At 54.5% G+C, this 26,486-nt stretch carries 23 protein-coding genes; 13 read left to right on the forward strand and 10 right to left on the reverse strand.

The annotated features are described in order from the left end of the window. Positions 1–16 precede the first annotated feature (16 nt). Positions 17–862 (forward strand): N-hydroxyarylamine O-acetyltransferase, encoded by an 846-nt coding sequence (gene nhoA / locus ACWWFX_RS12645; RefSeq protein WP_276223905.1) that lies wholly within the window; start codon positions 17–19, stop codon positions 860–862. A gap of 3 nt (positions 863–865) precedes the next feature. Here nhoA and ACWWFX_RS12650 read toward each other — a convergent pair whose 3' ends face one another. Then, positions 866–1,822 (reverse strand): AraC family transcriptional regulator, encoded by a 957-nt coding sequence (locus tag ACWWFX_RS12650; protein ID WP_473223942.1) that lies wholly within the window; start codon positions 1,820–1,822, stop codon positions 866–868. Positions 1,823–1,933: 111 nt separating this feature from the next. Here ACWWFX_RS12650 and ACWWFX_RS12655 point away from each other — a divergent pair, with 111 nt between their 5' ends. Then, on the forward strand, positions 1,934–3,127 hold the full coding sequence (locus tag ACWWFX_RS12655; RefSeq protein ID WP_456145586.1) for an MFS transporter: 1,194 nt from the start codon (positions 1,934–1,936) through the stop codon (positions 3,125–3,127). Between the two features lie 59 nt (positions 3,128–3,186). On the opposite strand, the gene narI is transcribed toward ACWWFX_RS12655, so the two are convergent. The 6 genes from narI to ACWWFX_RS12685 form a co-directional block, all read right to left on the reverse strand. Next, positions 3,187–3,867 (reverse strand): respiratory nitrate reductase subunit gamma, encoded by a 681-nt coding sequence (gene narI, locus ACWWFX_RS12660; RefSeq protein WP_015964350.1) that lies wholly within the window; start codon positions 3,865–3,867, stop codon positions 3,187–3,189. Next, complete coding sequence (gene narW, locus ACWWFX_RS12665) at positions 3,864–4,559, reverse strand: nitrate reductase molybdenum cofactor assembly chaperone (protein ID WP_276223898.1); 696 nt, start codon at positions 4,557–4,559, stop codon at positions 3,864–3,866. Before narW ends, narI begins: the two co-directional genes overlap by 4 nt. Beyond that, positions 4,559–6,115 (reverse strand): nitrate reductase subunit beta, encoded by a 1,557-nt coding sequence (gene narH / locus ACWWFX_RS12670; protein WP_276223896.1) that lies wholly within the window; start codon positions 6,113–6,115, stop codon positions 4,559–4,561. The genes narW and narH overlap by 1 nt, the downstream gene beginning before the upstream one ends. After that, entirely contained in the window at positions 6,112–9,852 is a 3,741-nt protein-coding gene (locus ACWWFX_RS12675; protein ID WP_473223943.1) for a nitrate reductase subunit alpha, read from the reverse strand. The genes narH and ACWWFX_RS12675 overlap by 4 nt, the downstream gene beginning before the upstream one ends. A gap of 60 nt (positions 9,853–9,912) precedes the next feature. Then, a complete protein-coding gene (locus ACWWFX_RS12680) occupies positions 9,913–11,301 on the reverse strand; it encodes a NarK family nitrate/nitrite MFS transporter (RefSeq protein ID WP_473223944.1) in 1,389 nt (462 codons plus the stop codon). 309 nt (positions 11,302–11,610) lie between these two features. Further along, positions 11,611–12,408 (reverse strand): IclR family transcriptional regulator domain-containing protein, encoded by a 798-nt coding sequence (locus ACWWFX_RS12685; protein WP_473223945.1) that lies wholly within the window; start codon positions 12,406–12,408, stop codon positions 11,611–11,613. A gap of 255 nt (positions 12,409–12,663) precedes the next feature. Between ACWWFX_RS12685 and ACWWFX_RS12690 the strand changes: the two genes are divergently transcribed. The 7 genes from ACWWFX_RS12690 (at position 12,664) to benD (ending at position 18,822) form a co-directional block, all read left to right on the forward strand. Further along, positions 12,664–13,782: a muconate cycloisomerase family protein gene (locus ACWWFX_RS12690; RefSeq protein WP_456145582.1), complete on the forward strand. Its 1,119-nt coding sequence runs from the start codon at positions 12,664–12,666 to the stop codon at positions 13,780–13,782. An 8-nt stretch (positions 13,783–13,790) separates the two neighbouring features. Then, the gene (gene catC, locus ACWWFX_RS12695) at positions 13,791–14,081 is read left to right on the forward strand and encodes a muconolactone Delta-isomerase (protein ID WP_015964357.1); all 291 of its coding nucleotides are present in this window, start codon (positions 13,791–13,793) and stop codon (positions 14,079–14,081) included. A gap of 74 nt (positions 14,082–14,155) precedes the next feature. Further along, positions 14,156–15,085: a catechol 1,2-dioxygenase gene (gene catA, locus ACWWFX_RS12700; RefSeq protein WP_473223946.1), complete on the forward strand. Its 930-nt coding sequence runs from the start codon at positions 14,156–14,158 to the stop codon at positions 15,083–15,085. A gap of 61 nt (positions 15,086–15,146) precedes the next feature. Next, the gene (locus ACWWFX_RS12705; protein ID WP_473223947.1) at positions 15,147–16,541 is read left to right on the forward strand and encodes a Rieske 2Fe-2S domain-containing protein; all 1,395 of its coding nucleotides are present in this window, start codon (positions 15,147–15,149) and stop codon (positions 16,539–16,541) included. Continuing rightward, the gene (benB, locus tag ACWWFX_RS12710; protein WP_473223948.1) at positions 16,528–17,013 is read left to right on the forward strand and encodes a benzoate 1,2-dioxygenase small subunit; all 486 of its coding nucleotides are present in this window, start codon (positions 16,528–16,530) and stop codon (positions 17,011–17,013) included. The genes ACWWFX_RS12705 and benB overlap by 14 nt, the downstream gene beginning before the upstream one ends. Before the next feature lie 9 nt (positions 17,014–17,022). Further along, entirely contained in the window at positions 17,023–18,039 is a 1,017-nt protein-coding gene (gene benC / locus ACWWFX_RS12715; RefSeq protein WP_473223949.1) for a benzoate 1,2-dioxygenase electron transfer component BenC, read from the forward strand. A gap of 9 nt (positions 18,040–18,048) precedes the next feature. Beyond that, entirely contained in the window at positions 18,049–18,822 is a 774-nt protein-coding gene (gene benD / locus ACWWFX_RS12720) for a benzoate diol dehydrogenase BenD (protein ID WP_276223879.1), read from the forward strand. On the opposite strand, the gene yddG is transcribed toward benD, so the two are convergent. Next, entirely contained in the window at positions 18,819–19,697 is an 879-nt protein-coding gene (gene yddG, locus ACWWFX_RS12725; protein ID WP_473223950.1) for an aromatic amino acid DMT transporter YddG, read from the reverse strand. The genes benD and yddG overlap by 4 nt on opposite strands. Positions 19,698–19,918: 221 nt before the next feature. Between yddG and fdnG the strand changes: the two genes are divergently transcribed. From fdnG to fdnI, 3 genes are read left to right on the forward strand one after another with little or no spacing between them, the layout of a single operon-like run. After that, positions 19,919–22,966 carry a formate dehydrogenase-N subunit alpha gene (gene fdnG, locus ACWWFX_RS12730; protein WP_473223951.1) on the forward strand — a complete coding sequence of 1,016 codons (3,048 nt, stop codon included), beginning with the start codon at positions 19,919–19,921 and terminating at the stop codon, positions 22,964–22,966. Positions 22,967–22,976: 10 nt separating this feature from the next. After that, positions 22,977–23,864 carry a formate dehydrogenase subunit beta gene (gene fdxH / locus ACWWFX_RS12735; RefSeq protein WP_327621996.1) on the forward strand — a complete coding sequence of 296 codons (888 nt, stop codon included), beginning with the start codon at positions 22,977–22,979 and terminating at the stop codon, positions 23,862–23,864. Further along, positions 23,857–24,510 carry a formate dehydrogenase-N subunit gamma gene (fdnI, locus tag ACWWFX_RS12740; protein WP_149462536.1) on the forward strand — a complete coding sequence of 218 codons (654 nt, stop codon included), beginning with the start codon at positions 23,857–23,859 and terminating at the stop codon, positions 24,508–24,510. Before fdxH ends, fdnI begins: the two co-directional genes overlap by 8 nt. Before the next feature lie 54 nt (positions 24,511–24,564). On the opposite strand, the gene ACWWFX_RS12745 is transcribed toward fdnI, so the two are convergent. Together ACWWFX_RS12745 and ACWWFX_RS12750 are read right to left on the reverse strand one after the other, a co-directional pair. Next, positions 24,565–24,888 carry a CcdB family protein gene (locus ACWWFX_RS12745; RefSeq protein WP_276223869.1) on the reverse strand — a complete coding sequence of 108 codons (324 nt, stop codon included), beginning with the start codon at positions 24,886–24,888 and terminating at the stop codon, positions 24,565–24,567. Then, entirely contained in the window at positions 24,885–25,052 is a 168-nt protein-coding gene (locus ACWWFX_RS12750) for a type II toxin-antitoxin system CcdA family antitoxin (RefSeq protein WP_276223867.1), read from the reverse strand. The genes ACWWFX_RS12745 and ACWWFX_RS12750 overlap by 4 nt, the downstream gene beginning before the upstream one ends. A 245-nt stretch (positions 25,053–25,297) precedes the next feature. Here ACWWFX_RS12750 and araJ point away from each other — a divergent pair, with 245 nt between their 5' ends. Beyond that, complete coding sequence (gene araJ / locus ACWWFX_RS12755; RefSeq protein ID WP_276223865.1) at positions 25,298–26,473, forward strand: MFS transporter AraJ; 1,176 nt, start codon at positions 25,298–25,300, stop codon at positions 26,471–26,473. The last annotated feature ends 13 nt before the right edge of the window (positions 26,474–26,486 follow it).

A 26,486-nucleotide genomic window follows, 5' to 3' on the forward strand; every position in this document is an offset into this window, starting at 1 on the left:
TGATAAGGAATGACTTATGACGCCATTTTTGCACACTTATTTTTCCCGACTTGGCTGGGAAGGAACCCCTGAAACCACCGTCGAGACGCTGCGTAAACTGCATCTTCTGCACAACTGTGCCATTCCTTTTGAAAACATTGACGTCCTGCTGCCGCGTGAAATGCAGCTAGACGATCAATCATTACAGGACAAACTGATTACCGCCCGCCGTGGCGGGTATTGCTTTGAACAGAATGGTCTGCTGGAGCGTGCGCTGCATGAACTTGGCTTTACCGTTCGCAGTCTGCTTGGACGTGTCGTATTGGCAAACCCGCCGCAGCTTCCGCCGAGAACGCATCGCTTATTGCTGGTTGATGTGGAAGGCGAGCGCTGGATAGCCGACGTCGGTTTTGGCGGCCAGACACTTACCGCGCCGATTCGTTTGCAAGCCGACCTTGAGCAAGTCACGCCGCACGGTGATTACCGTTTGTTGCGCGAAGGGGTGAACTGGACACTCCAGTTCCGCCATCATGAACACTGGCAGTCGATGTACATTTTCACGCTGGATAAGCAGTACTTCGCCGATCATGTGATGGGCAATTTCTGGTCCGCACACTGGCCGCAGTCGCATTTCCGTCACCATCTGCTGATGTGCCGCCACTTGCCTGAGGGCGGAAAACTCACCTTAACGAATTTCAGTTTCACCCATTGGGATAAGGGGCACGCGGTTGAGAAAACGCGGCTTGCCGATGTCTCCGCGCTTTATGAAACGCTACAAACTCGATTTGGTCTGGGTGTGGACGACCCGCGTCACGGATTCAGTGAAGCCGAGCTGGCGGCGGTGATGGCGGCGTTTGATACGCATCCGGAGGCAGGGAAGTAGGCGTTATGCTGCTTCTCCTCGCGGTGCCTGGCGTGCCGCGCCCGGCGCTTTTCCGGTGATACGCTTGAACGCGCGGCTGAATGCGGCGAGTGAACTGTAGCCAAGCCGAAAAGCAACCTGTTCAAGGGCTACGCCTTCATCGGCGATATACTGCATTGCCAGCCGCATCCGCAGTTCTGTCAGATAGCGGGCGGGCGTTATTCCGGTAGCGGCCAGAAAGCGCTCGGCAAAAATTGAGCGTGAAATGCCCGCTTCCCGCGCCAAATCTTCTACTTTCCAGTTGTTACCCGGCTGCGTATGCATCGCATGGATCGCGCGCCCCAGCTTCGGATCGCGTAGCACCTGCACCCATCCCGTTGCATTTCCACAGCCGCTTTCCACCCAACCGCGCACGATAAGCGCGGCCACTACATCGGCCAGACGCGCGAGGATGCCGGCGTATCCCGCCTGACGCGTGAGGGATTCGCGCTCCATGGCGGTGAGTAAGGGGTGAATTTCCGGCCATGTCGTCAGCAGGCGGCTTACCAACATCACTTCCGGCATGGCTTTTACCAGCGGTTGCATGCCGCCAAGTTCGAAATCCATGCAGCCGCTGAAGATAATCGCGCTGTCATCCGCCGCCGTTTCACAGCCATTTTTGACACAGCATACAGTGGAGCAGACGGGCGTTGTCGGCAGATCCAGAACATTCATCGATGTGGCGCGGTCATCTGAGAGCAGGAAATGACCGGAACCATTGGGAATAAACAGCGCATCGCCGCTTTCCAGATTGAACTGTTGCCCGCTTGCAGTGCGTAGCAGCACCGGGCCACGACTAATGAAATGAAATTGGGCTTTCCCCGCGACGGCGCTGAACTCTACGCCAAACGGTCGGCCGCTCTCAATACGGCGGTAGCTGACGCCAGAGAGCCGCATGCCTGCCAGCAGTTCACTGGTGAGATCGAGATGCTGAAGCGTCATAACACCACTCCCGGACGAATTATCAAGAGTAAAGGGGTTTCCATCATAGATCGTCTGATGAGGATTTCCTAATCTTGTCGAAAATTTGTTAATTATTCTGGAGAGATGTTTATGAGCACATGCATTGCAGCGGAAGCCGGTCTGGATAAAACCAAACCGGCCTGGCGGGCGGTCTATGCACTGGCGCTGGGGGTCTTTGGCTTGATCGTGGCAGAGTTTCTGCCCGCCAGCCTGTTGACGCCCATGGCGGCGAGCCTGAACGTGAGCGAGGGGATGGCCGGGCAAGCGGTGACGGCGACGGCTTTAATTGCGCTGGTAACGGGCTTATTGATTACGCCTGCGACTAAAAATATCGATCGCCGCTGGGTGTTAATGTTCTTCTCTGTTTTACAGATTATCTCCAGCCTGATGGTGGCCTTTGCTCCGTCACTTAATGTTTTGTTATTAGGTCGTTTGCTGCTGGGTATTGCGATTGGGGGCTTCTGGTCAATGTCGACAGCGACCGCGATGAGGCTGGTGCCCGCAGCGATGGTGCCGAAGGCGCTGGCGATCATTTTTAGCGCGGTCTCTATCGCTACCGTCGTGGCAGCACCGTTGGGTAGCTATCTTGGTGGACTGATTGGCTGGCGTAATGTCTTCATCCTCTGTGCGGCCCCGAGCGTTGTGGCGCTGTTCTGGCAACTTTGGGTGTTGCCATCCATGCGTCCGCAAAGCGTGGGCAGTTTTGCCACGCTGTTTAAGGTGTTGGCTCGCCCCGGCATGTTAGGCGGAATGTTTGCCACTATTTTAATTTTTAGCGGTCATTTTGCCTTCTTCACGTATTTACGGCCGTTTCTGGAAACCGTAGCGCAAACCAGCGTGGAGGGCGTGTCGTTGATCTTACTTGGCTTCGGCGTGGCGAATTTTATCGGTACGTCCGTTGCCGGGTATCTGCTGAGCCGAAACTTACATTTAACACTGGCGCTGGTACCGTTTGTGATGAGCTTCCTGGCTCTGCTGATGGTGATATTTGGTCATATGGTATTACTCGACGCACTGCTGGTGGCGATGTGGGGCTTTGCCTTTGGCCTGGTGCCGGTAGGCTGGTCGACGTGGCTTGCCACGACCATTCCCGATGAAGCCGAGAGCGCAGGGGGATTACTGGTGGCCTCCATTCAACTGGCGATTAGCGCGGGCGCGGCGGGCGGTGGCCTGGTGTTTGACCTTAATGGGGCCAGCGGGGTATTTATGGGAAGTGGGATTTTACTGTTGAGCGCGATGGTGATTGTCTTTGCACGGGTAAGAGTGAACGCGGTAGCGAAGTAAGCGTGCGACAACAAAAACCAGGCCCGGTAAGCGCAAGCGCCACCGGGCATTTCTAACGTTTAGCGACGTGACCGCACTACCTGATAGCGCCGCGTCACATACTCAATTGGCGCACTCCATACGTGTACCAGACGGGTAAACGGGAAGAGCAGGAAGATGGTCATCCCCAGCACCAGATGAACGCGGTAAATGATCGCCACGCCGTCAAGATGCGTGGATGCGCCGCCCTGGAAGGTCACCACGCTCTGCGCCCAGCCAACCAGCTTCAGCATTTCGCTGCCGTCCGGATGTTGCGCCGAGAACGGAATGGTGGTCAGCCCGAGAATACACTGAATCAGCAAAATGCTGAGGATCAGGATATCGGCGGTGCTGGAAGTGGCGCGCACGCGTGGGTTGGTCAGCCGACGCACCAGAAGGCCCGCGCCGCCCACCAGCGTGAGCACGCCGCACACGCCGCCGAGGATCATGGCCATTTGCTGTTTTACCGCAATCGGCAGGAACCAGGCGTACATCCAGTGGGGCGTTAGCATGCCGAACAGGTGACCGAAGAAGATCCCCAGAATGCCGACGTGGAACAGATTCGACCACAACACCATCCCGCGCTTGTCGAGCATCTGGCTGGACGAGGCGCGCCACGTATACTGGCCGTAGTCATAACGCACCCAGCTTCCGAGCAAAAATACCGTGCCGCAAATATAGGGGTAGATGTCATAAAAGAAGACGTTGAGAAACTGGATCATTTCGGGCCTCCGGCACGGACGTCGACGTACTGTGGAGCAACGTCCTGGCTAAAGCGTCGTTGATAGCTTTGCAGCGGGGAGCTGTCACAACTGGTGGCATTATCTTCGATAAATTTCACCTGTTCCTCTTCCCATACTGCATCAAGCGCCTGTCGGGTGTCGTCGCGCGGTTCACCCGACACCTGTTTTGTGACACTGTCACTTGAAAGTGAGGTGTTGGCGATAATCAGCAGGGCATCAAAAATTTGATACCACGGTGCCTCGCGCTGTTTGAGTCGGCCACCCAGCAGCGCCAGAATCGGCGCGACGTTCTGTAATCCATCCTGCGCGTCGTGAGGGGGAACAACGCTGAGATATTCCAGGTACAGCGGCAGATAATCCGGCAGTTCGCGACAGTCGATCTGCAGCCCGGCTTTTTCATACTGAGCCATTAAATCGACCATCGCCTGGCCGCGATCGCGTGATTCCGCATGCACGTGTTCAAACAGCAGCAGCGACGTGGCGCGACCGCGTTCAAAAAACTCGCACCATTCCGCCTGCTTATCGAGCAGCGGCACGCTGAGGTGCTTCATCACAAACGGCAGCAGCATCGGCGCATCGCGTTCCACCAGATTAATCAGCTCGTCGCGATTCTCCCAGCACACCTCATCCGGATACTCCAGCAGCAGGCCTATCACCTTCAGAATTTGCATTATTCACCTCCAGCCTTGCGCTGCGCGCCTGCATCTACCGCATCGATGTTGATGGCGTCGATTCGCTGGCTGTTGAACAAGTTGAATTTGGTGTCCGAACCGTGACAGCCATCGCCAAAGGTAAAGCCGCAACCGTTGCGTTCCGGGAAGGCATCTTCCGCCAGTTCGCGGTGGCTGGTGGGGATCACAAAGCGATCTTCGTAATTAGCGATAGCCAGGTAACGGTACATCTCTTCAACCTGTTCCACGCTGAGGCCCACTTCTTCGATAGCGCGAGTATCGGTGACGCCTTCGACGGTTTGCGAACGTTTGTAATGTCGCATCGCCATCATGCGTTTCAGGGCGCGCAGTACCGGGCCGGTATCGCCCGCGCTCAACATATTGGCGAGGTATTGCACCGGAATACGCAGGGTTTCTACGGCAGGCAACACGCCGCCATTGCGCGGAAGGCCACCGGCGTCGGCCACGGACTGAATCGGTGACAGCGGCGGCACGTACCAGACCATCGGCAGGGTGCGATATTCCGGATGCAGCGGCAGGGCCAGCTTCCAGTCCATCGCCATTTTATAGACCGGCGAGCGCTGGGCGGCGTCGATAACGTTTTGCGGAATACCCTGTTTCAGCGCTTCTTCAATGACCGCCGGGTCGTTCGGGTTGAGGAATACGTCGCACTGACGCTCATAGAGATCCGTTTCATGCTCTGTGCTCGCCGCTTCTTCGATACGGTCCGCATCATAGAGCAGTACGCCAAGGTAGCGGATACGCCCGACGCAGGTCTCCGAACACACGGTCGGCTGGCCGGACTCAATGCGCGGATAACAGAAGATGCATTTTTCTGACTTGCCACTCTTCCAGTTGAAGTAGATTTTTTTATACGGACAGCCGCTGATGCACATACGCCAGCCACGACATTTGTCCTGGTCGATCAGCACGATGCCATCTTCTTCACGCTTATAAATCGCGCCGCTCGGGCAGGTCGCCACGCAGCTGGGGTTCAGGCAGTGTTCGCACAGGCGCGGCAGATACATCATGAAGGTGTTTTCGAATGCGCCGTACATCTCTTTCTGCATCGACTCGAAGTTGCGGTCGTGGGCGCGCTTATCGAACTCACCGCCCAGAAGCTCTTCCCAGTTCGGACCCCATTCGATTTTGTTCATGCGTTCGCCGCTAATCAGCGAACGCGGACGCGCGGTAGGCAGGTGTTTTCCTTCCGGCGCATTGTGCAGATTCTGGTAATCGTAAGTGAACGGTTCGTAATACTCATCAATAGCCGGTAGCACCGGGTTGGCGAAGATTTTTGACAGCAGGCCGAGCTTGCCACCGAGGCGCGGCGTGAGCTTACCGCTGATTCCGCGCACCCAGCCGCCTTGCCATTTATCCTGATCTTCCCAGTTTTTCGGATAGCCAATGCCGGGTTTGGTCTCCACGTTATTAAACCACGCGTACTCCATGCCTTCGCGGCTGCTCCAGACGTTTTTACAGGTCACTGAGCAGGTGTGACAGCCGATGCATTTATCAAGATTCAGTACCATCCCAACTTGCGAACGTATTTTCATTTTTTCGCCTCCTGTACCTGGTCCTGACCTTCGCCATCCAGCCAGTCAATGTTTTTCATTTTGCGGATCATGATGAATTCATCACGGTTCGAGCCGACCGTGCCGTAATAGTTAAAGCCATAGGCCAGTTGCGCATAGCCGCCTATCATGTGTGTCGGTTTCGGACAGACGCGGGTAACCGAGTTGTGAATACCGCCGCGCAGACCGGTTACTTCCGAGCCCGGGATGTTCATAATGCGTTCCTGCGCGTGGTACATCATCGTCATACCCGGCGGAATACGCTGGCTCACCACCGCGCGGGCCGTGAGCGCACCGTTGGCGTTGAAGGCTTCAATCCAGTCGTTATCGACAATGCCTAACTCTTTAGCGTCGGTTTCACTGATCCACACAATCGGCCCGCCGCGTGACATGGTCAGCATCAGCAGGTTTTCACTGTAGGTGGAGTGGATACCCCATTTCTGGTGCGGCGTCAGGAAGTTAAGCGCTTTCTCCGGGAAACCGTTTGGCGGTACTTCCTTCATGTGCGTGACGCTGCGGGTATCAATTGGCGGACGATAAGCCACCAGAGCCTCACCGAAATCGCGCATCCAGGCGTGGTCCTGATACAACTGTTGTCGCCCGGAAACCGTGCGCCATGGGATCAATTCATGCACGTTGGTGTAACCGGCGTTATAGGAAACATGTTCACTCTCAAGTCCCGACCAGGTTGGGCTGGAGATAATTTTGCGCGGCTGGGCCTGAATATCGCGGAAACGGATCTTTTCATCTTCTTTATTCAACGCCAGATGGGTGTGATCGCGCCCGGTAAATTCACCCAGCGCTTCCCAGGCTTTTACTGCCACCTGGCCGTTGGTTTCCGGGGCCAGCGAAAGAATCACTTCCGAGGCGTCCAGCGCGGTTTCGATTTTCGGGCGACCTTTGGCCGGGCCATCCAGCTTGACGTAGTTCAGCTTGCCGAGGAAATCGACTTCCTGCTGCGTCTTCCAGCTGATGCCTTTCCCGCCGTTACCGAGTTTGTCCATTAACGGGCCAAGGGAGGTAAAGCGCTCGTACGTTGCCGGGTAGTCGCGCTCGACGGCGATAATGTTGGGCGCGGTTTTGCCAGGAATGAGGTCACATTCGCCTTTGCGCCAGTCTTTGATTTCAAATGGCTGAGACAACTCTGCCGGGGAGTCATGCTGAAGCGGCAGCAGCACGATATCCGTTTCCTGACCCAGATGGCCCTGACACACTTCGGAGAAGGATTTGGCGATACCTTTGTAGATCTCCCAGTCGCTTTTCGATTCCCAGGCCGGATCGACCGCAGCGGAGAGCGGGTGGATAAACGGATGCATATCCGAGGTGTTCATATCGTCTTTTTCATACCAGGTCGCGGTTGGCAGGACGATATCGGAGAACAGACAGGTGCTGGACATACGAAAATCGAGCGTGACCAGCAGATCCAGCTTGCCCTCAATGGCGGCGGTTTGCCACTCCACTTCTTCCGGTTTTACGTCATCGGTTGAGCCCAGCTCTTCACCCTGAATACCGCTGTCGGTACCGAGCAGATATTTGAGCATATACTCATGCCCCTTACCGGAAGAACCCAACAGATTTGAGCGCCAGATAAACATATTACGCGGGTGGTTTTTACCGCTGTCCGGCTGTTCGCAGGCCATGCGAATATCGCCGGATTTGAGTGACTGCGCGGTATAGTCCGTTGGCGACACGCCAGCGGCTTCCGCCATCCCTTTGATGTGCAGTGGATTCAGATTGAGCTGCGGGGCAGATGGTAGCCAGCCCATTCGTTCAGCACGGACGTTAAAGTCAACCAGATGACCCGTGTATTTGCCCGGATCGGCCAGCGGTGAGAGTAACTCCTGGGCGGTGAGTTTCTCGTAGCGCCACTGGCTGGCGTGGTTGTAGAAGTACGAGGTGCTGTTCATATGGCGTGGCGGACGGTTCCAGTCCAGCGCAAAGGCCAGCGGCAGCCAACCGGTTTGCGGACGCAGTTTTTCCTGGCCGACATAGTGGGCCCAGCCGCCGCCGCTTTGTCCGACGCAGCCGCAGAACACCAGCATGTTGATCATCCCGCGGTAGTTCATATCCATGTGGTACCAGTGGTTGACCCCGGCACCGAGAATAATCATTGAACGACCGTGCGTTTTGTTGGCGGTGTCGGCAAACTCGCGAGCAATCAGCTCAATGTTTCTGCGCGGTACGCCGGTGATTTGCTCGGCCCAGGCCGGGCTGTAGGCTTTTACATCATCGTAATCGGTCGCCGCGTTCTCATCGTTCAGACCGCGATCGAGGCCATAATTCGCCAGTATCAGGTCATAGACACTCACCACCAGACCACTGTGACCATCGGCGAAAGTTAACTGTTTTGCCGGAAGCTGGCGCACCAGAATCGGTTCCTGTTTGACGCTACGGAAATGCGGGTTTTCATTACCACCAAAGTAGGGAAACGCCACGCCCGCCACCGTATCGCGGGTATCCATCAGCGACAGCGTCAGTTCGGTCTCCTGGCCGGATGCCAGTGATTCCAGATTCCATTTGCCTTTCTCGCCCCAGCGAAAGCCAATCGAGCCGTTCGGTACCACCAGTTCGCCTGCGGTGTTGTAGGCCACGGTTTTCCATTCCGGATTATTGCTTTCACCAAGACCATCCACGAGGTCGGAGGCGCGCAGCATGCGGCCAGCGCTGTACGAACCATCTTCACGCGCGTCGAGCATCACCAGCATCGGCATATCACTGTAGCGACGGCAGTAGTTGAGGAAGTATTCGCTTGGGTTATCGAGATGAAACTCTTTGAGGATCACATGGCCCATCGCCATCGCCAGGGCGCTATCGGTGCCCTGTTTTGGCGCCAGCCAGTGGTCGCAGAGTTTGGCAACTTCCGAATAGTCCGGGGTAATGGCGATGGTTTTGGTACCCTTATAGCGCACCTCGGTGAAGAAGTGGGCGTCAGGTGTACGCGTCTGCGGCACGTTAGAGCCCCAGGCGATGATATAGCTGGAGTTGTACCAGTCAGCGGATTCCGGTACATCCGTTTGCTCACCCCAGGTCATCGGCGATGCCGGAGGAAGGTCGCAGTACCAGTCATAGAAACTCAGGCAGGTGCCGCCAATCAGCGAGAGATAACGCGTCCCCGCAGCGTAAGACACCATCGACATCGCCGGAATCGGCGAGAAGCCCGCCACGCGATCCGGGCCGTAGTTTTTGATGGTCCACACGTTGGCGGCGGCGATAAGCTGGTTTAACTCTTTCCACGACGAGCGAACAAAACCGCCTTTGCCGCGCGCCTGCTTGTAGCTCAGGCATTTTTGCTTATCAGACATGATGGCATCCCAGGCCAGGACCGGGTCACCGTGCTGGTTTAACGACTCGCGCCACAGTTCAATCAGCTTTTTACGTGCCAGCGGATATTTCAGGCGGTTGGCGCTGTAGAGATACCAGGAGTAACTGGCGCCACGCGGGCAGCCGCGCGGCTCATGATTTGGCAGGTCAGGGCGGGTACGCGGATAGTCTGTCTGTTGGGTCTCCCAGGTGACCAGGCCATTCTTCACGTAGATTTTCCAGCTACAGGAGCCGGTACAGTTGACGCCGTGGGTAGATCGCACAATTTTGTCGAATTGCCAACGCTGGCGATAGCTGTCTTCCCAGTCACGGTTGGTATGGAACTCCTGGCCGTGGCCATTGGCGAAGGTTTCGCCTTTTTGTTTGAAATAACGAAAGCGATCCAGCAACTTACTCATGACATTTCTCCTGACGGGGAAAGCGGCTTCCCCGTGGTTACACTGCTCAGGTATTTTTGATTATTGAGGTGACGCTTTACGGCGACCATAAACCAGCCAGGTCACCAGCACACAAACGATGTAAAAGATGAGGAATATTTTCATAGCGCCGACCGGGGAACCGGCGAGGGCCAGCGAGGTGCCGAAGGCTTTCGGTATGAAGAAACCACCAACGGCACCAATGGCAGAGATAAAGCCCAGCGCAGCGGCGGTGTCGGTAACGGCGGCATGTTGGGCTTCTTCATCGCTGCCGCCGCGTTTTTTGATTTTTTCAATCGTCAGTTGACGGAAGAGAACGGCGATCATCTGGAACGTTGATCCACTGCCCAATCCGGCGGTCAGGAACAGTCCCATAAAGACTACATAAAACGCCAGGAAGCTACCCAGCCCGGAACCGGGAAGGGTAAGGAACAATAGGGCGCTGAACAGGGCCATGAGGATAAAATTCACCAGCGTGACGCGCACGCCGCCGAGACGGTCAGAGATGACGCCACCAAAGGAACGCGCCAGCGCGCCGATAAATGGCCCAAAGAAGGCGAGCTTCAGGATGTTCACATCCGGGAACTGAGTTTTCGCCAGCATCGCAAAGCCTGCCGAGAAGCCGATGAACGAACCGAAGGTGGCGAGGTACAGCAGACTTAACAGCCACATATGCCCGCTTTTCAGCACGGGCAGTTGCTCGGCTATCGAGGCCTTCGAGCTTGCTATGTCATTCATGCCAAACCAGGCGGCAACGGTGGCGATGAATAACAGGGGAGCCCAGATCCACGCGGCGTTGGTGAGCCACATTGAAGAACCGTCTTCCTGCGAGACACCATGAACACCCAGGAAGGTAAATATCGGCAGGAATATTACCAGCGGCGCGGCCAGCTGCATGACGCTCACGCCAAGGTTACCCAGCCCGCCATTGATACCCAGCGCACTGCCTTGCTTTGCTTTTGGATAAAAGAAGCTAATGTTTCCCATGCTGGAAGCGAAGTTCGCCCCGGCAAAGCCGCACAGCAATGAAATGATGATAAATACTTCGAAGGGAGTACTGGTGTTCTGAATGGCAATGCCCAGCCAGATGCAGGGAATAATCAGAATAACGGTGCTTAATACCGTCCAGTAACGCCCACCAAATATAGGCACCATAAAGGAGTAGGGGACGCGTAAAATAGCGCCGGAGAGAGAAGGTAACGCAGTTAATAAAAAGAGCTGATCGGTGGTGAAATTAAAGCCGACTTTATTGAGATTGACCGCAACGGCACTGAAGAGCATCCAGACACAGAAGGCGAGCAATAAACAACTCACTGAAATTATAAGATTTTTTCGCGCAACCTTATGCCCTTTATTCTCCCAAAATGCCGCATTTTCCGGTTTCCACGTAGTTAAAAGATAATGATTATTTTTCTCATTTTGTTGTGACATATCACCCTCGACGCGCCAGTAATTAATGAAAAACAAGCAATAACGGCAACTGATTTCCACAAATCAGGGGGCCGTCAAATAATCGGTATTATTGGAGTCTCGAATGAAGGATAGATAAGAAAAGCTCGCCACGAGAAGGACATGGGTATTATGGGGGATAACAATTGTTACTAATTGTAACTCAACGGTTAGTGTTTGGTTGCTTGCGTGCGGTTTTAATGGAGATGCTGGAAATATCAGGGAAGCTGAAGTATGGGGAAGGACACCCTCTCCCTGCGGGAAAGGGTCAGAGTGAGGGGCCCGATCATCCTACAACTGCAACGACAGCTCCATCGCCGCCCGCCTTAACGGAGCCAGTGCTTTCTCCTTCAACGCCTGGGCGTCCATGCTGGAGGCCGGGACACCGACATTCATCGCCGCCACGATTTGACCGCTGCGAGACAATAGCGGAACCGCCAGCGAACAAAGACCTACCTCTATCTGCCGGTCAGCAAGGGCGTAACCCTGAATACGCACTTTGGCAATCTCTGCGCGCAGGGACTCTTTATCGCACAGCGTATGCGGCGTGTAGCGAATTAACGTGGCGCGTGACAGTGTCACCTTTAATTGATCTTCCGGCAGCGCACTCAGCAGCACGCGTCCCATGGAAGTCGCCCAGGCGGGCAAACGACTGCCGCGTCCTAAATCAATACTCAGCAGGTTATTCACGGCGGTTCGGGCGATGTACAGCACATTATCGCCATCAAGCGTCGCGGCTGAGCAGGACTCATTCAGCTGCTGACCGAGAATATCGAGGGAGTGTTGAGCCGCTTTTGCCAGCGGTGTTCCGGCGAGATAGGCGTGACCGACCGCCAGTACGCGGGGCAAAAGCTCGTAGGTTCGGCCATCTGGCGTATGCACCATGCCCAGCGCCGCAAGGGTGTACAAACAGCGACGAACGGCCGCACGGGAGATCTGGGTTTTCTGACTCAGTTGTGAGATTGTTAATCGCTGACGTTGTGGGGTGAAGGCACTCAGCACCTCCAGGCCACGGGCCAGAGACAACATAAAGTTGGGGTCCCGTTCAGCCTGCCTGGCCGCAAGGGAGTCGTTGATTTCATTGCTCATTTTAACCCGCTCCATTCAGGGGTAACGATGCTCACTGCGTCACTATACCTTGCGGATGCAACGGTAGGCAGGAATCTCCCCAATATCCCACGAAGATCACATTATTAACCTACGTATAACAAACGTGTCGATAATCGCACAACATTTCGATTATCGTCGTTGACCACCCCTGTTGTGAAAATCTATTGTCAAAAGCAAGGTTATCACCACCCTGTGGGGATAAGACCAAAACAATAAGAAGTAAAAGGAAGAGAGATGAGCGCCACGATAGAACATATTGAAAGCTGGCTGGTGGATGTTCCGACTATCCGCCCGCACAAATTATCGATGACCACCATGGGCTGCCAGACGCTGGTGATCATTCGCATTACCCGCTCAGACGGCATCACCGGGATTGGTGAAGCGACCACCATTGGTGGGCTGAGCTACGGGGTAGAAAGCCCGGAGGCTATCAAACTCACCATCGACGGTTACCTGGCACCCTTATTACAGGGTCAGCCAGCGGACAATCTGCAGGCGCTATTGTATCGCATTGAAAAGAGCGTGAAGGGCAACACCTTTGCCAAATCGGCGATTGAAACCGCGTTGCTGGATGCACAGGGTAAATCGTTGGGCGTGCCGGTGTCTGCCCTGCTGGGCGGCGCTTTGCAAACGTCTATTCCGGTGCTGTGGACGCTGGCGAGCGGTGATACAACAAAAGATATTGCCGAAGGTGAGAACCTGCTGGCTTCCCGCCGCCATCAGGCGTTTAAGCTGAAAATCGGTGCGCGTGAGCTGGCGACCGACCTTAAACATACGGCGGCGATCGTCGATGCGCTGGGCGATCGCGCCAGTATTCGCGTTGATGTAAACCAGGCATGGGATGCGACAACCGGGGCGAAAGGGTGCCGCGAGCTGGCGGCGATGGGCGTTGACCTGATTGAACAGCCGGTTTCGGCGCGAGATAACGCCGCGCTGGTGCGTTTGAGCCAGACCATCGAGACGGCGATTCTGGCCGATGAAGCGGTCTCCACGCATTTCGACGGTTATCAGCTGGCGCAGCAGGGTTTTACCGGAGCATACGCACTGAAAATTGCCAAAGCGGGCGGACCGCAAAGCGTTCTTAAGCTGGCACACGTGGCGCAGGCGGCGGGCATTGGTCTGTATGGCGGGACGATGCTGGAAGGCAGCGTCGGGACGGTGGCTTCGCTGCATGCCTGGTCAACGCTTCCGCTGGCCTGGGGTAGCGAAATGTTTGGCCCACTGCTGCTAAAAGACGACGTCATCAGCGTACCGCTGACCTTTGCCGATGGGCACGTTACGCTGCCGCAGACGCCTGGGTTGGGCATTGAACTGGATGAAGATAAATTGCGTTTTTATACGCGTAAAGGATGAGGTAGAGCATGTTATTTAAAGTTGAAATGACCGTTAATATTCCGCTGGACTTTCCGGTAGAGCAGGCGGATGAAATTAAGAAAAAAGAAAAAGCCTACTCGCAGCAATTACAGCGTGATGGCAAATGGCGACACATCTGGCGCGTAGCCGGTTTATATTCCAATGTCAGCATTTTCGATGTACAGGATGCTGATGAATTGCATCAAATTTTAATGGGTTTACCGCTGTATCCGTTTATGGATATTCAGGTTGATGCGCTGTGCCGTCATCCTTCATCTATTCGCGATGACGATAAATAAAATAATAACCTCATGTCGGGGTAATTCCCCGGCATTCTCTGCTCCCTGCAAGCAATAACAAGTGAGATAACAATATGACTAACTCATTCGTACAACAAGACGAAGTACAGGCTTTATTACGCGAAAGCGCCGGTTTAAATTCCCCTGAGGGCAATGAACGTTTTAAAGCGATTACCCATCGTCTGCTGGAAAATATTTGTGGCTTAATTGATGACTACAATGTCACCCAGGAAGAGTTCTGGCATGCCATTAATTATCTGCATGAACTGGGCGGTCGTCAGGAAGCGGCATTATTAGCGGCGGGCCTGGGGCTGGAGCATTTCCTCGATTTACGTCAGGACGCCATTGATGCCGCACAGCAGCGTGAAACTGGCGGTACGCCACGCACCATTGAAGGCCCGTTATATGTGGCTAACGCGCCGTTGGCACAGGGGCACGCCCGAATGGATGACGGTAAAGATCCGGGTGAAACGCTGTGGCTGCACGGCGTGGTCACTGACACCAAAGGTCAGCCTGTCACAAATGCCATTGTTGATATCTGGCACGCCAATACGCTGGGCAACTATTCCTTCTTCGATCAGAGCCAGAGCGAATACAACCTGCGCCGTCGTATTCAAACCGGCGCGGACGGGCGCTACAGCGTGCGTACCATTATGCCTTCCGGCTATGGCTGCCCGCCAGATGGCCCAACCCAAAAATTGCTGGATCTGTTAGGCCGCCACGGCAACCGTCCTGCACACATTCACTTCTTTGTTTCTGCACCCGGCCATAAACATTTAACCAGCCAGATTAACTTTAACGGTGATGAATATTTGTGGGATGACTTTGCTTTCGCCACGCGCGATGGCTTAATTGCTGACCCGGTTAAAGTTAATGATGAACAGAAAATTCGCGAACGTGATCTCGAAGGCCCGCATACGGAAATTCGCTTTGATTTTACCATCTGCAAAGCGTTATCTGCCGATGATGAAGGCCGAATTACCCGTTCACGTGCAAAAGAATAATATTTAACACTCGCTGTTCACCTGCACTATTTTTATCCTTGCAATTACGGGAGAAACCGTTATGCAAAAAACACTGACATCGCTAAAAAGTAAAATCAGCAATGCACTGATTGTCGATCGTGAAAATCATATTTATCGCTGCCATCGTTCGATATTTACCGACCAGGCTTTATTCGATTTTGAAATGAAACATATCTTTGAAGGTAACTGGGTTTTTCTGGCGCACGAAAGCCAGATCCCGGAGCCGGGTGATTATTACACCTTAACTCTGGGCCGCCAGCCGGTGATTATTACCCGCGATAAGAAAAATGAGCTGCACGCCATGATCAACAGCTGCGCTCACCGTGGCGCGATGCTGTGCCGGCGTAAAACAGGCAACAAGAGCTCTTTTACCTGTCCTTTCCACGGCTGGACCTTCAGCAATAACGGTAAGCTGCTGAAAGCGAAAGATGAGAGTACCGGCGGTTATCCGGAGACGTTCAAACATGAAGGTTCGCACGACCTGAAAAAACTGCCGCGTTTTGAGTCGTATCGCGGATTCCTGTTTGGCAGCCTGAGTGACGATGTACAACCGCTGGCTGATTACCTGGGCGAAACGCTGAAAATAATCGATCTCATTGTTGATCAGTCGCCGGAAGGTCTGGAAGTGCTGAAAGGCTCTTCCAGCTACGTGTACGAAGGTAACTGGAAACTGGGTGCGGAAAACGGTGCCGACGGTTATCACGTGAGCGTCGTGCACTGGAACTATGCCTCTACCATGTCACGCCGAAACTACGAAGCGGAAGGTACGCACGCGGTGGATGCGAACGGCTGGTCGAAAAGCGTAGGCGGTGGTTACGGCTTTGAAAACGGCCATATGCTGCTGTGGACGCGCGCCCTGAACCCGGAAGTGCGTCCGGTCTTTGCCCATTACGATCGTCTTAAAGCGGAATTCGGCGACAATCGCGCCGGGCAGATGGTCAATGAGACGCGCAATCTGTGCGTTTATCCGAACGTTTATCTGATGGATCAGTTCTCCACTCAGATCCGCGTGATTCGGCCCATTTCCGTCGATAAAACAGAAGTCACCATCTGGTGTTTCGGCCCGAAAGGCGAGCCGGATCAGGCGCGCGCGCTGCGTATTCGTCAGTACGAAGATTTCTTCAACGTCAGCGGTATGGGCACTCCGGACGATCTCGAAGAGTTCAGCGCCTGCCAGCGCGGGTATCTGGGGGAAAATCTGGCCTGGAGCGACCTCAGTCGCGGTGCGCTGCACTGGGTCGATGGCCCCGATGAGCATGCCAGCGAGTCCGGTTTTAAACCCATTTTAAGCGGCGTGAAATCGGAAGATGAAGCGCTGTACATCGCCCATCACCATCACTGGCAAACGGTCATGCTGGCCGCGCTGGAGAAAGAACAGCAGCGCTACGATGCGTCAATTACCCAGCGTGTGGAGGTGGCCGATGCTGACGTGTGATCAGGTAAAACAATTTTTGTATCACGAGGCCAGGCTGCTGGACGACCGTCAATGGGATGAGTGGATCGCATGCTACAGCCCAAAAGTGGTCTACTGGATGCCCGCCTGGGGCGATGATGACAAGCTGACCACTGACCCGCAGCGTGAAATTTCACTGATTTACTACCCGAACCGCGAGGGGCTGGAGGACAGGGTTTACCGCATCAAAACTGAGCGTTCTGGCGCCAGCACGCCGGAGCCGCGTACCACCCATATGATCAGTAACATCGAAATCACCGGGCAGAGCGAACAGGGTGTGGAGGTGCGCTACAACTGGGTGACCTACAGCCACCGTTATCAACAAACGGATTGCTACTTTGGTACCACGTTCTGCACGCTGATGGCGGGTGAAGGCCTGCCGCAAATTGTGCGCAAAACGATCCGTTTGAACAACGACTACATTCGTCAGGTTATTGATGTTTACCATGTTTAAGAGGTGCTTATGAGCTATACCATAGCGCTCAATTTTGAAGACGGCGTCACCCGGTTTATTCAATGTAACGCGGGGGAGAAGGTGCTCGATGCCGCGTATCGCCAGAAAGTTAACCTGCCGATGGATTGCTCTGACGGTGTGTGCGGCACCTGCAAGTGTCATTGCCCAAGCGGCAACTACTCGCTGGGCGAGGATTATCTGGAAGAGGCGCTGGATGAAGACGAAGCGCAGGCGCGTCAGGTGCTGACCTGCCAGATGATCCCGGACAGCGATTGCGTGCTGGATGTGCCCGTCGCGGCGGCAGCGTGCAAAACGGGGATCTCCTCATTTAATGCCACGGTGAAACGCGTCACGGCGCTGTCGGATAGCGCCATTGAACTGGTGGTGGAAACCGACGAAAACCTGAACTTCCTGCCTGGGCAGTACATTAATATTCAGGTGCCGGGAACGCCGCAGGTACGTGCTTATTCCTTTAGCTCACTACCGGGCAGTAACGAAGGCCGTTTCCTGATTCGTAACGTGCCGGGTGGCCTGATGAGCCAGTGGTTAAGTCATAAAGCGGTGGCGGGTGCGCCACTGAGCCTGACCGGGCCGATGGGTAGTTTTTATCTGCGTGACGGCGAACGCCCGCTGCTGATGCTGGCGGGCGGCACCGGGCTGGCGCCGATGCTGGCGATGCTGCATACCCTGGTGCAGCAGCAAAGCACGCGCGACATTACCTTGCTTTACGGCGTGAACGGCGACGATGACCTGGTGCTGGGCGACTTGCTCGAGAGTTTCGCCGCGCAGTTGCCGGGATTTAGTTGGCTGCCGGTGGTGGCTGCCAGCGAAAGCACTTGCCTGCAGAAAGGTTATGTGACGGAACACTTTACCAGCAAGATGCTCAATGAAGGCGATGTTGATATTTACCTCTGCGGGCCGCCGCCGATGGTGAACGCCGTTACCTCTACGTTGCAGGCGCTGGGCGTTAACCCGGCTGGATTCTGGTATGAGAAATTTATCGCCAGCCAGAGTGCGGCGGCATAAGGAGCAATCATGCGATTTAGCAATAAAGTGATGGCGATTACCGGCGCGGCGCAGGGTATTGGCCGCCGCACGGCGGAGCTGGCGGCAGAACAGGGCGCAGCGCTGCTGCTTATCGACCGATCGCAATACGTTCATGAACTGGCGGCGGAATTGTCTGCTGCCGGGCACCACGTGCTGGCGCTGGAAGCGGATCTTGAACAGTGGGAAAGTACGGAACAGGTATTTGCCGCAGGTGTCGCGCATTTTGGCCGGATTGATGCGTTGGTGAACAACGTCGGTGGCACCATCTGGGCACGACCGTTCGCCGAGTATCAACCCGCGCAGATTGAAGCGGAAGTGCGCCGCTCGCTTTTCCCGACGTTGTGGGGCTGCCGTGCGGTGCTACCGTATATGCTGGCGCAGGGCAAAGGCAGTATCGTCAATATCTCTTCGGTGGCGACCGGCGGGGTGAATCGCGTGCCGTACTCGGCAGCGAAAGGCGGCGTTAATGCCCTGACGCGCTCCATTGCGATGGAGTATAGCGAAGCAGGCATTCGTATTAATGCCGTTGCGCCCGGCGGAACAGAAGCCCCGGCGCGGTTAACGCCGCGCAACACGGAGCAGCCGAGCGAGCAGGAGAAAGTGTGGTATCAGCAGGTGGTGGATCAAACGGTGCAGAGTAGTTTACTGCACCGTTACGGCACGCTGGATGAACAAGCGCATGCCATTCTGTTCCTCGCCAGCGATGAAGCCAGCTATATCACCGGCGTGGTATTGCCCGTCGCAGGTGGCGACCTCGGTTAACGCCGGGTAGCGTACCAGCAGAGCAGGGAGCCTGCACAAACCATGCAGGCCCCTTGCCAGAATGCCCATGAGAGGGATTCACTCAGTAACATTGCCGCAAGCGCAGCGGAAAGCACCGGCGTCAGATACGAGGCCGTCGCCAGCAGGCTGACGTTACCGTGCAGGATCCCTACGTTCCACGCCGCATAGCCAAAGCCCAGCGCGATCGCGCACATGCCAAGCTTAATCACCACTGGCAGGCTGAAGGCCATGTCTGGCTGCGTGCTAAACAAAAACTTTATCCACAGCGTAACGGCGGTCAGCAGAATAAACAGCGTGATGCCATTTTTGCCTTTGGCATATTTCGCTGTCACCGTACAGTAAGCCGCCCAGATGAAAGCCCCGGTAAAGGCGAGAATATAGCTTAGCGGGCTGGAAATAACGTTGCTGATAATTTCATCAATATTTAGCCCGCGATCGCCGCCCAGTACCCAACTGACACCTAACAGTGATAATCCCAGACCGGGAATAATTAATAAGTTACTTTTCTGCCCGTTGAAAATAATGGCGAACAGAATCGTCAGGCTCGGCCACAAATAATTGACCATCCCCACTTCGATGGCCTGCTGGCGCGTACCGGCAAATCCGAGCGACAGCGCCAGACATATTTCATAGCTAACAAACAGCACGCAGCCCGCCAGCAGATAACGGCGTGAAAACTGGCGAAGATCGGGGAAGCCGACGGTCAACATCAGCAGCAGACCGCTCAGGGTGTAGATCATTGCCGCGCCGCCAACCGGGCCAAGACCTTCGCTGACGCCGCGAATCAGCCCCACCATGGTGCTCCATAACAGAATGGCCACCAGGCCAATAAGCGTTGCTTTCTTTTTATTCATCACAAATTGAGGTGCTTACGTTGAGCAAACCTCGTTTATAGCACTTTTTACCCGTTGACGGAGAATAATTTCCGGGGGGCGTACTACTAAAGAGTTAATGAAAATCAATGACCCTGACTATTAAGGGGGCAGATCTATTTGAGTTTGATTTGACGCAAAAAACGCAGGGGTATAGCTGTTAATTTGCCTGCCTACGTTACATTCCAATAACGAGGAAAGCAATGGACGTCAGCCGCAGGAAATTTTTTAAAATCTGCGCGGGCGGTATGGCGGGTACAACGGCAGCGGCGCTGGGCTTTATGCCTAAAATGGCGCTGGCTCAGGCACGTAATTTCAAACTGCTGAAAGCCAAAGAAGTCCGTAATACCTGTACTTACTGCTCTGTGGGTTGTGGGCTATTAATGTATAGCCTGGGCGATGGGGCGAAAAATACCCGCGAAGCCATTTATCATATTGAAGGTGACCCGGATCATCCGGTCAGCCGCGGGGCGTTATGCCCGAAAGGGGCGGGCCTGCTGGATTACATCCACAGTGAAAACCGCCTGCGTTACCCGGAATACCGTGCGCCAGGCTCCAACAAATGGCAGCGCATCAGCTGGAACGAAGCGTTTGAACGCATCGCAAAGTTGATGAAAGCGGATCGCGACGCCAACTTTATCGAGAAAAACGATCAGGGCGTGGCCGTAAACCGTTGGCTGTCGACCGGGATGCTCTGTGCATCGGCGGCAAGTAATGAGACCGGTATGCTGACGCAGAAGTTTGTGCGCTCTCTTGGCATGCTGGCGGTAGACAACCAGGCGCGCGTCTGACACGGACCAACGGTAGCAAGTCTTGCTCCAACATTTGGTCGCGGTGCGATGACCAACCACTGGGTTGATATCAAAAACGCCAACGTTGTGATGGTGATGGGCGGCAACGCCGCTGAAGCGCATCCGGTGGGTTTCCGCTGGGCGATGGAAGCCAAAAACAATAACGATGCGACGCTTATCGTCGTCGATCCACGCTTTACGCGTACCGCCTCGGTGGCGGATATCTACGCGCCAATTCGTTCCGGTACGGACATTACGTTCCTGTCTGGCGTACTGCTGTATCTGATCGAAAACAACAAAATTAACGCCGAATACGTTAAGAGCTACACCAACGCCAGCCTGCTGGTGCGGGATGATTTTGGCTTCGAAGACGGCCTGTTCAGCGGCTATGACGAAACGAAGCGCCAGTACGATAAAACGTCCTGGAACTATCAGTTCGATGAAAACGGCTATGCCAAACGCGACGACACGCTGACGCATCCTCGCTGTGTATGGAATCTACTGAAGCATCATGTTTCCCGCTATACGCCGGATGTAGTTGAAAACATCTGCGGTACCCCGAAAGCGGACTTCCTGAAGGTCTGTGAAGTGCTGGCGTCAACCAGCGCGGCTGACCGGACGACCACGTTCCTGTATGCGCTGGGCTGGACGCAGCACACCGTCGGTGCGCAGAACATTCGTACCATGGCGATGATTCAGTTGCTGCTCGGCAATATGGGCATGGCAGGCGGCGGCGTGAATGCCCTGCGCGGTCACTCCAACATTCAGGGCTTAACGGACCTGGGGCTGCTTTCTACCAGCCTGCCGGGTTATCTGACGCTGCCGTCGGATAAACAGACTGATCTGCAAACGTATCTGACGGCCAACACGCCGAAAGCCACGCGTGCAGACCAGGTGAACTACTGGGGCAACTATCCGAAGTTCTACGTCAGCCTGATGAAAGCGTTCTACGGTGATGCGGCGCAGAAAGAGAACGGCTGGGGCTTCGACTGGTTGCCGAAGTGGGACCAGGCCTATGACGTGATTAAGTATTTCAACATGATGGACCACGGTAAAGTGAATGGCTATATCTGCCAGGGCTTTAACCCGGTCGCCAGTTTCCCGGATAAAAATAAAACCGTCCGCGCACTGAGCAAGTTGAAATACATGGTGGTTATCGATCCGTTAGTTACCGAAACTTCGACGTTCTGGCAGAACCACGGCGAATCGAATGATGTTGATCCGTCAACGATTCAGACTGAAGTCTTCCGTCTGCCGTCAACCTGCTTTGCGGAAGAGGATGGCTCTATCGCCAACTCTGGTCGCTGGCTGCAATGGCACTGGAAAGGCGCAGAGCCGCCGGGAGAAGCGCTGAACGACGGCGAAATTCTGGCCGGTATTTACCATCGCCTGCGTGAGATGTACAGCACCGAAGGCGGGAAAGGCGCTGAACCGCTGCTGAAAATGAGCTGGAACTACAAACAGCCAGATCGCCCGGAATCAGAAGAAGTGGCGAAAGAGAACAACGGTTATGCGCTGGAAGATCTCTATGATGCAAACGGCGTGCTGGTGGCGAAAAAAGGCCAGTTGCTCAACAGCTTTGCGCTGCTGCGCGACGACGGTTCGACGGCCTCTTCCTGCTGGATTTACACCGGTAGCTGGACAGAGCAGGGTAACCAGATGGCGAATCGCGATAACGCCGATCCGTCTGGCCTGGGGAATACCCTCGGCTGGGCATGGGCGTGGCCGCTGAACCGCCGTGTGCTGTACAACCGCGCATCTGCCGATCCGCAGGGTAAACCGTGGGATCCGAAACGGATGCTGATTAAATGGAATGGCGCGAAATGGGTCGGAAACGATATTCCGGACTTCAACACCGCCGCACCGGGTAGCGATACCGGGCCGTTTATCATGCAGCCGGAAGGACTGGGCCGTCTGTTTGCCATTGATAAGCTGGCTGAAGGTCCGTTCCCGGAACACTACGAGCCGATGGAAACGCCGCTGGGCACCAACCCGCTGCACCCGAACGTCATTTCGAGCCCGGTGGTTCGACTGTACGAAGACGATGCGCTGCGGATGGGTAAAAAAGATCAGTTCCCGTATGTGGGGACGACCTATCGCCTGACCGAGCATTTCCACACCTGGACCAAGCATGCGCGCCTGAACGCCATTGCGCAGCCGGAACAGTTCGTCGAAATCAGCGAAAACCTGGCCAAAGCCAAAGGGATTGCTAATGGCGATCGCGTGACCGTCAGCAGCAAGCGTGGCTTTATCCGCGCCGTGGCGGTGGTGACGCGTCGTCTGCAAACCCTGAACGTTCATGGACAACAGGTGGAAACGATTGGGATCCCGCTGCACTGGGGTTATGAAGGCGTGGCCCGTAAAGGCTATATCGCTAACACCCTGACGCCTAATGTCGGCGATTCGAACTCGCAAACGCCGGAATATAAGGCGTTTCTGGTGAACATCGAGAAGGCTTAAGGAGCGAACGATGGATATGCAATCTCAGGATATTATCAAACGCTCTGCGACGAACCCGATGACTCCCGCGCCGCGTGCGCGGGATTATAAAGAGGAAGTGGCGAAGCTGATTGATGTTTCCTCCTGCGTGGGCTGTAAAGCCTGCCAGGTGGCGTGCTCAGAGTGGAATGATATCCGCGATGAGGTGGGCCACTGCGTGGGTGTGTACGATAACCCGGCGGATTTAAGCGCCAAATCCTGGACGGTGATGCGTTTTAGTGAGACCGAACAGAACGGCAAACTGGAGTGGCTGATTCGTAAAGATGGCTGCATGCACTGTGAAGATCCGGGCTGCCTGAAGGCGTGCCCGTCTGCCGGGGCAATCATCCAGTACGCGAACGGGATCGTCGACTTCCAGCAGGATAACTGCATTGGCTGCGGCTACTGCATTGCCGGGTGTCCGTTTAATATTCCGCGCCTCAATAAAGAGGATAACCGGGTATACAAATGCACCCTGTGCGTGGACCGCGTTAGCGTGGGCCAGGAGCCGGCCTGTGTGAAAACCTGCCCGACCGGTGCGATTCACTTCGGCACCAAGAAAGAGATGCTGGATGTGGCGCAGGAACGTGTCGATAAGCTAAAAGCACGCGGCTATGCCAATGCGGGCATTTATAACCCGCAAGGCGTGGGCGGTACGCACGTGATGTATGTGCTGCATCATGCGGATCAGCCGGAGCTGTATCATAAGCTGCCAAAAGATCCGAGCATCGACACCAGCATCAACCTGTGGAAAGGGGCGCTGAAGCCACTCTCCGCCGCCGGGTTCATCGCCACCTTCGCCGGGCTGATTTATCACTACATTGGTATTGGCCCGAATAAAGAAGTGGATGACGACGAAGAGGATGATAGCCATGAATAAGTCGAAAATGATTGTGCGCACCAAATTTATTGACCGCGCCTGTCACTGGACGGTGGTGATTGCCTTCTTCCTGGTGTCGCTGTCGGGGATTTCGTTCTTCTTCCCGACGCTGCAATGGCTTACCGAAACGTTCGGTACACCGCAGATGGGGCGTATTCTGCACCCGTTCTTCGGCGTACTGATCTTCGTGCTGTTGATGCTGATGTTCTTCCGCTTTGTGCATCACAACATTCCGGACAAAGAAGATATACCCTGGGTGAAAGGGATTGTTGAAGTTCTGAAGGGTAACGAGCACAAAGTGGCGCGCGTCGGCAAATATAACGCCGGGCAGAAAATGATGTTCTGGACCATCATGAGCATGATTTTCGTATTGCTGGTGACCGGGATTATTATCTGGCGTCCGTACTTTGCGCACTATTTCCCGATTCAGGTAGTGCGTTACAGCCTGCTGTTGCACGCCACATCAGCCATTATTTTGATTCACGCCATCCTTATCCATATGTATATGGCTTTCTGGGTGAAAGGATCGATTAAGGGCATGATTGAAGGCAAGGTGAGCCGCCGCTGGGCGAAGAAACATCACCCGCGCTGGTATCGTGATGTCGAGCGTATGGAAGCGAAAAAAGAGACTAACGAAGGGCTGTAAGGGCCTGACGTGAATACGCTCCCCCGTGCTGCAAGGTGCGGGGGATTTTTGCATTCAGGTGTTGGTGATGAGCGAGTCGATGGCGTGGATAACGTCGTTCCGGGCGGTGCGCAGGTTGCAGATGTAGTCTGCAGGGGCGATTTTTCTGACATCAATATTAGTCAGCAGCGGTGCGAAAAGCTGGTAGGTTTCAAAATCGATATTCACTTTGGGCGCGATGGCCTGCTGCCAGAGAGGAACTAATTTATTATTCATCATAGGCATAATGACTCTTCGGGAAAGATCATTATAACAATCATTTTGGACAATAATGTAATAAGGCCACATATTATTGGTTTCCCTAATGGGATTACGATATACATCGAATTGTTCTGTCATTGTAACTCCGTAAATATTTCGTCACAGGCAAAAATTCCATGTTTTTCGATTAGTTGATTCATGGCTTGCATGAACTCTTTATCGTGCTGCCGCTTCTCATCAGCCTTGTCGTGGTGAGGGTAGTCCTCGCGTTGTTGTGTTTTGTTGGTAGTGGGGTTTTTCATTTCGTTCTCCTTATCGTTAATGCGCTGATTATCGTTCCCCCCATTTAAAAGGCAAGTGCCTTTCACCGTGAGTTTATTAATTTGCGTCGCGGCTTCCACAATATAGCAACGTGTTACATTTACACCGGTATATTAATTCAAAAACTGAATATATGGACAATCGCGTCAGCGGGGATTTTGCGCTGGTTTGCGCCGGATGAATGTTCAATAATGTCTGCCGCAAATAATTAACAAGTGGTTGTGGTATGAAAAAGACGGTTTTTTCGTTAGCGCTTGGTACTTTTGGCCTGGGAATGGCGGAGTTCGGCATTATGGGCGTGCTGACGGATCTGGCGCGTGATACGCAGATCTCGATTCCTTCCGCCGGGCACATGATCTCGTTCTATGCCTTTGGCGTGGTGATTGGCGCGCCGATTATTGCGCTGTTCTCCAGTCGCTTTTCTCTCAAGCATATTTTGCTATTCCTGGCCGCGCTGTGCGTGCTGGGCAACGCGATTTTCACCTTTTCGTCTTCCTACGCCATGCTGGCCATCGGCAGGCTGGTCTCCGGTTTTCCGCATGGCGCCTTTTTTGGCGTTGGGGCAATCATTTTGTCTAAAATCGCGCCGCCGGGTAAGGTCACAATGGCGGTAGCCGGAATGGTATCCGGTATGACGGTTGCGAATTTATTGGGTATTCCGATTGGCACCTGGCTCGGTCACGCCTTTAGCTGGCGCTACACGTTTTTGCTGATTGCCGCGTTTGATGTCATCGTTATCGCATCGATTATCTTTTGGGTGCCCGATCTGTTTGATAAATCCGACGCGCGCCTCAGCGAGCAGTTCCGTTTCCTGAAAGCGCCAGAGCCATGGTTAATCTTTCTGGCTACCCTGTTTGGCAACGCGGGCGTCTTTGCCTGGTTTAGTTATATCAAACCCTACATGCTGTATGTTACCGGCTTCACAGAAACCTTTATGACCTTCATCATGATGTTTGTGGGGCTTGGGATGGTATTGGGAAATATCATCAGCGGGAAATTATCCGCACGCTTTAGTCCTCTGCGTATTGCTGCCACCACCGATGGAATTATTGTGCTTTCGTTAGTGATGCTGTTTCTGTTCGCTGATGTTAAAGGCGCGGCGTTGGGGCTGGCGTTCATTTGCTGTGCGGGGTTGTTTGCGCTTTCTGCGCCGTTGCAGATCCTGTTGCTGCAAAATGCGAAAGGCGGGGAGATGCTGGGTGCCGCTGGTGGGCAAATGGCCTTTAACCTCGGTAGCGCCGTGGGGGCTTATTGCGGTGGCATGATGCTGACGTTGGGTTTTGCCTACAACTATGTGGCCTTACCGGCGGCGTTGCTTTCGTTCTCAGCGATGTCGGCGCTGCTGGCGTATGGCTATGTGAAGAATCGTCGTCACGAGCGCGTTATTGCTCCCTCTGCATAGAGGGAGCATCCAG

The organism is Pseudocitrobacter sp. 2023LY-00077, from assembly GCF_055796175.1.

What these genes read in the sequence shown, in the direction of transcription:
- nhoA (WP_276223905.1), top strand. Translation starts at nt 17, where the DNA reads ATGACGCCATTTTTGCACACTTATTTTTCCCGACTTGGCTGGGAAGGA.
- ACWWFX_RS12650 (WP_473223942.1), bottom strand. Translation starts at nt 1,822, where the DNA reads ATGACGCTTCAGCATCTCGATCTCACCAGTGAACTGCTGGCAGGCATG.
- ACWWFX_RS12655 (WP_456145586.1), top strand. Translation starts at nt 1,934, where the DNA reads ATGAGCACATGCATTGCAGCGGAAGCCGGTCTGGATAAAACCAAACCG.
- narI (WP_015964350.1), bottom strand. Translation starts at nt 3,867, where the DNA reads ATGATCCAGTTTCTCAACGTCTTCTTTTATGACATCTACCCCTATATT.
- narW (WP_276223898.1), bottom strand. Translation starts at nt 4,559, where the DNA reads ATGCAAATTCTGAAGGTGATAGGCCTGCTGCTGGAGTATCCGGATGAG.
- narH (WP_276223896.1), bottom strand. Translation starts at nt 6,115, where the DNA reads ATGAAAATACGTTCGCAAGTTGGGATGGTACTGAATCTTGATAAATGC.
- ACWWFX_RS12675 (WP_473223943.1), bottom strand. Translation starts at nt 9,852, where the DNA reads ATGAGTAAGTTGCTGGATCGCTTTCGTTATTTCAAACAAAAAGGCGAA.
- ACWWFX_RS12680 (WP_473223944.1), bottom strand. Translation starts at nt 11,301, where the DNA reads ATGTCACAACAAAATGAGAAAAATAATCATTATCTTTTAACTACGTGG.
- ACWWFX_RS12685 (WP_473223945.1), bottom strand. Translation starts at nt 12,408, where the DNA reads ATGAGCAATGAAATCAACGACTCCCTTGCGGCCAGGCAGGCTGAACGG.
- ACWWFX_RS12690 (WP_456145582.1), top strand. Translation starts at nt 12,664, where the DNA reads ATGAGCGCCACGATAGAACATATTGAAAGCTGGCTGGTGGATGTTCCG.
- catC (WP_015964357.1), top strand. Translation starts at nt 13,791, where the DNA reads ATGTTATTTAAAGTTGAAATGACCGTTAATATTCCGCTGGACTTTCCG.
- catA (WP_473223946.1), top strand. Translation starts at nt 14,156, where the DNA reads ATGACTAACTCATTCGTACAACAAGACGAAGTACAGGCTTTATTACGC.
- ACWWFX_RS12705 (WP_473223947.1), top strand. Translation starts at nt 15,147, where the DNA reads ATGCAAAAAACACTGACATCGCTAAAAAGTAAAATCAGCAATGCACTG.
- benB (WP_473223948.1), top strand. Translation starts at nt 16,528, where the DNA reads ATGCTGACGTGTGATCAGGTAAAACAATTTTTGTATCACGAGGCCAGG.
- benC (WP_473223949.1), top strand. Translation starts at nt 17,023, where the DNA reads ATGAGCTATACCATAGCGCTCAATTTTGAAGACGGCGTCACCCGGTTT.
- benD (WP_276223879.1), top strand. Translation starts at nt 18,049, where the DNA reads ATGCGATTTAGCAATAAAGTGATGGCGATTACCGGCGCGGCGCAGGGT.
- yddG (WP_473223950.1), bottom strand. Translation starts at nt 19,697, where the DNA reads ATGAATAAAAAGAAAGCAACGCTTATTGGCCTGGTGGCCATTCTGTTA.
- fdxH (WP_327621996.1), top strand. Translation starts at nt 22,977, where the DNA reads ATGGATATGCAATCTCAGGATATTATCAAACGCTCTGCGACGAACCCG.
- fdnI (WP_149462536.1), top strand. Translation starts at nt 23,857, where the DNA reads ATGAATAAGTCGAAAATGATTGTGCGCACCAAATTTATTGACCGCGCC.
- ACWWFX_RS12745 (WP_276223869.1), bottom strand. Translation starts at nt 24,888, where the DNA reads ATGACAGAACAATTCGATGTATATCGTAATCCCATTAGGGAAACCAAT.
- ACWWFX_RS12750 (WP_276223867.1), bottom strand. Translation starts at nt 25,052, where the DNA reads ATGAAAAACCCCACTACCAACAAAACACAACAACGCGAGGACTACCCT.
- araJ (WP_276223865.1), top strand. Translation starts at nt 25,298, where the DNA reads ATGAAAAAGACGGTTTTTTCGTTAGCGCTTGGTACTTTTGGCCTGGGA.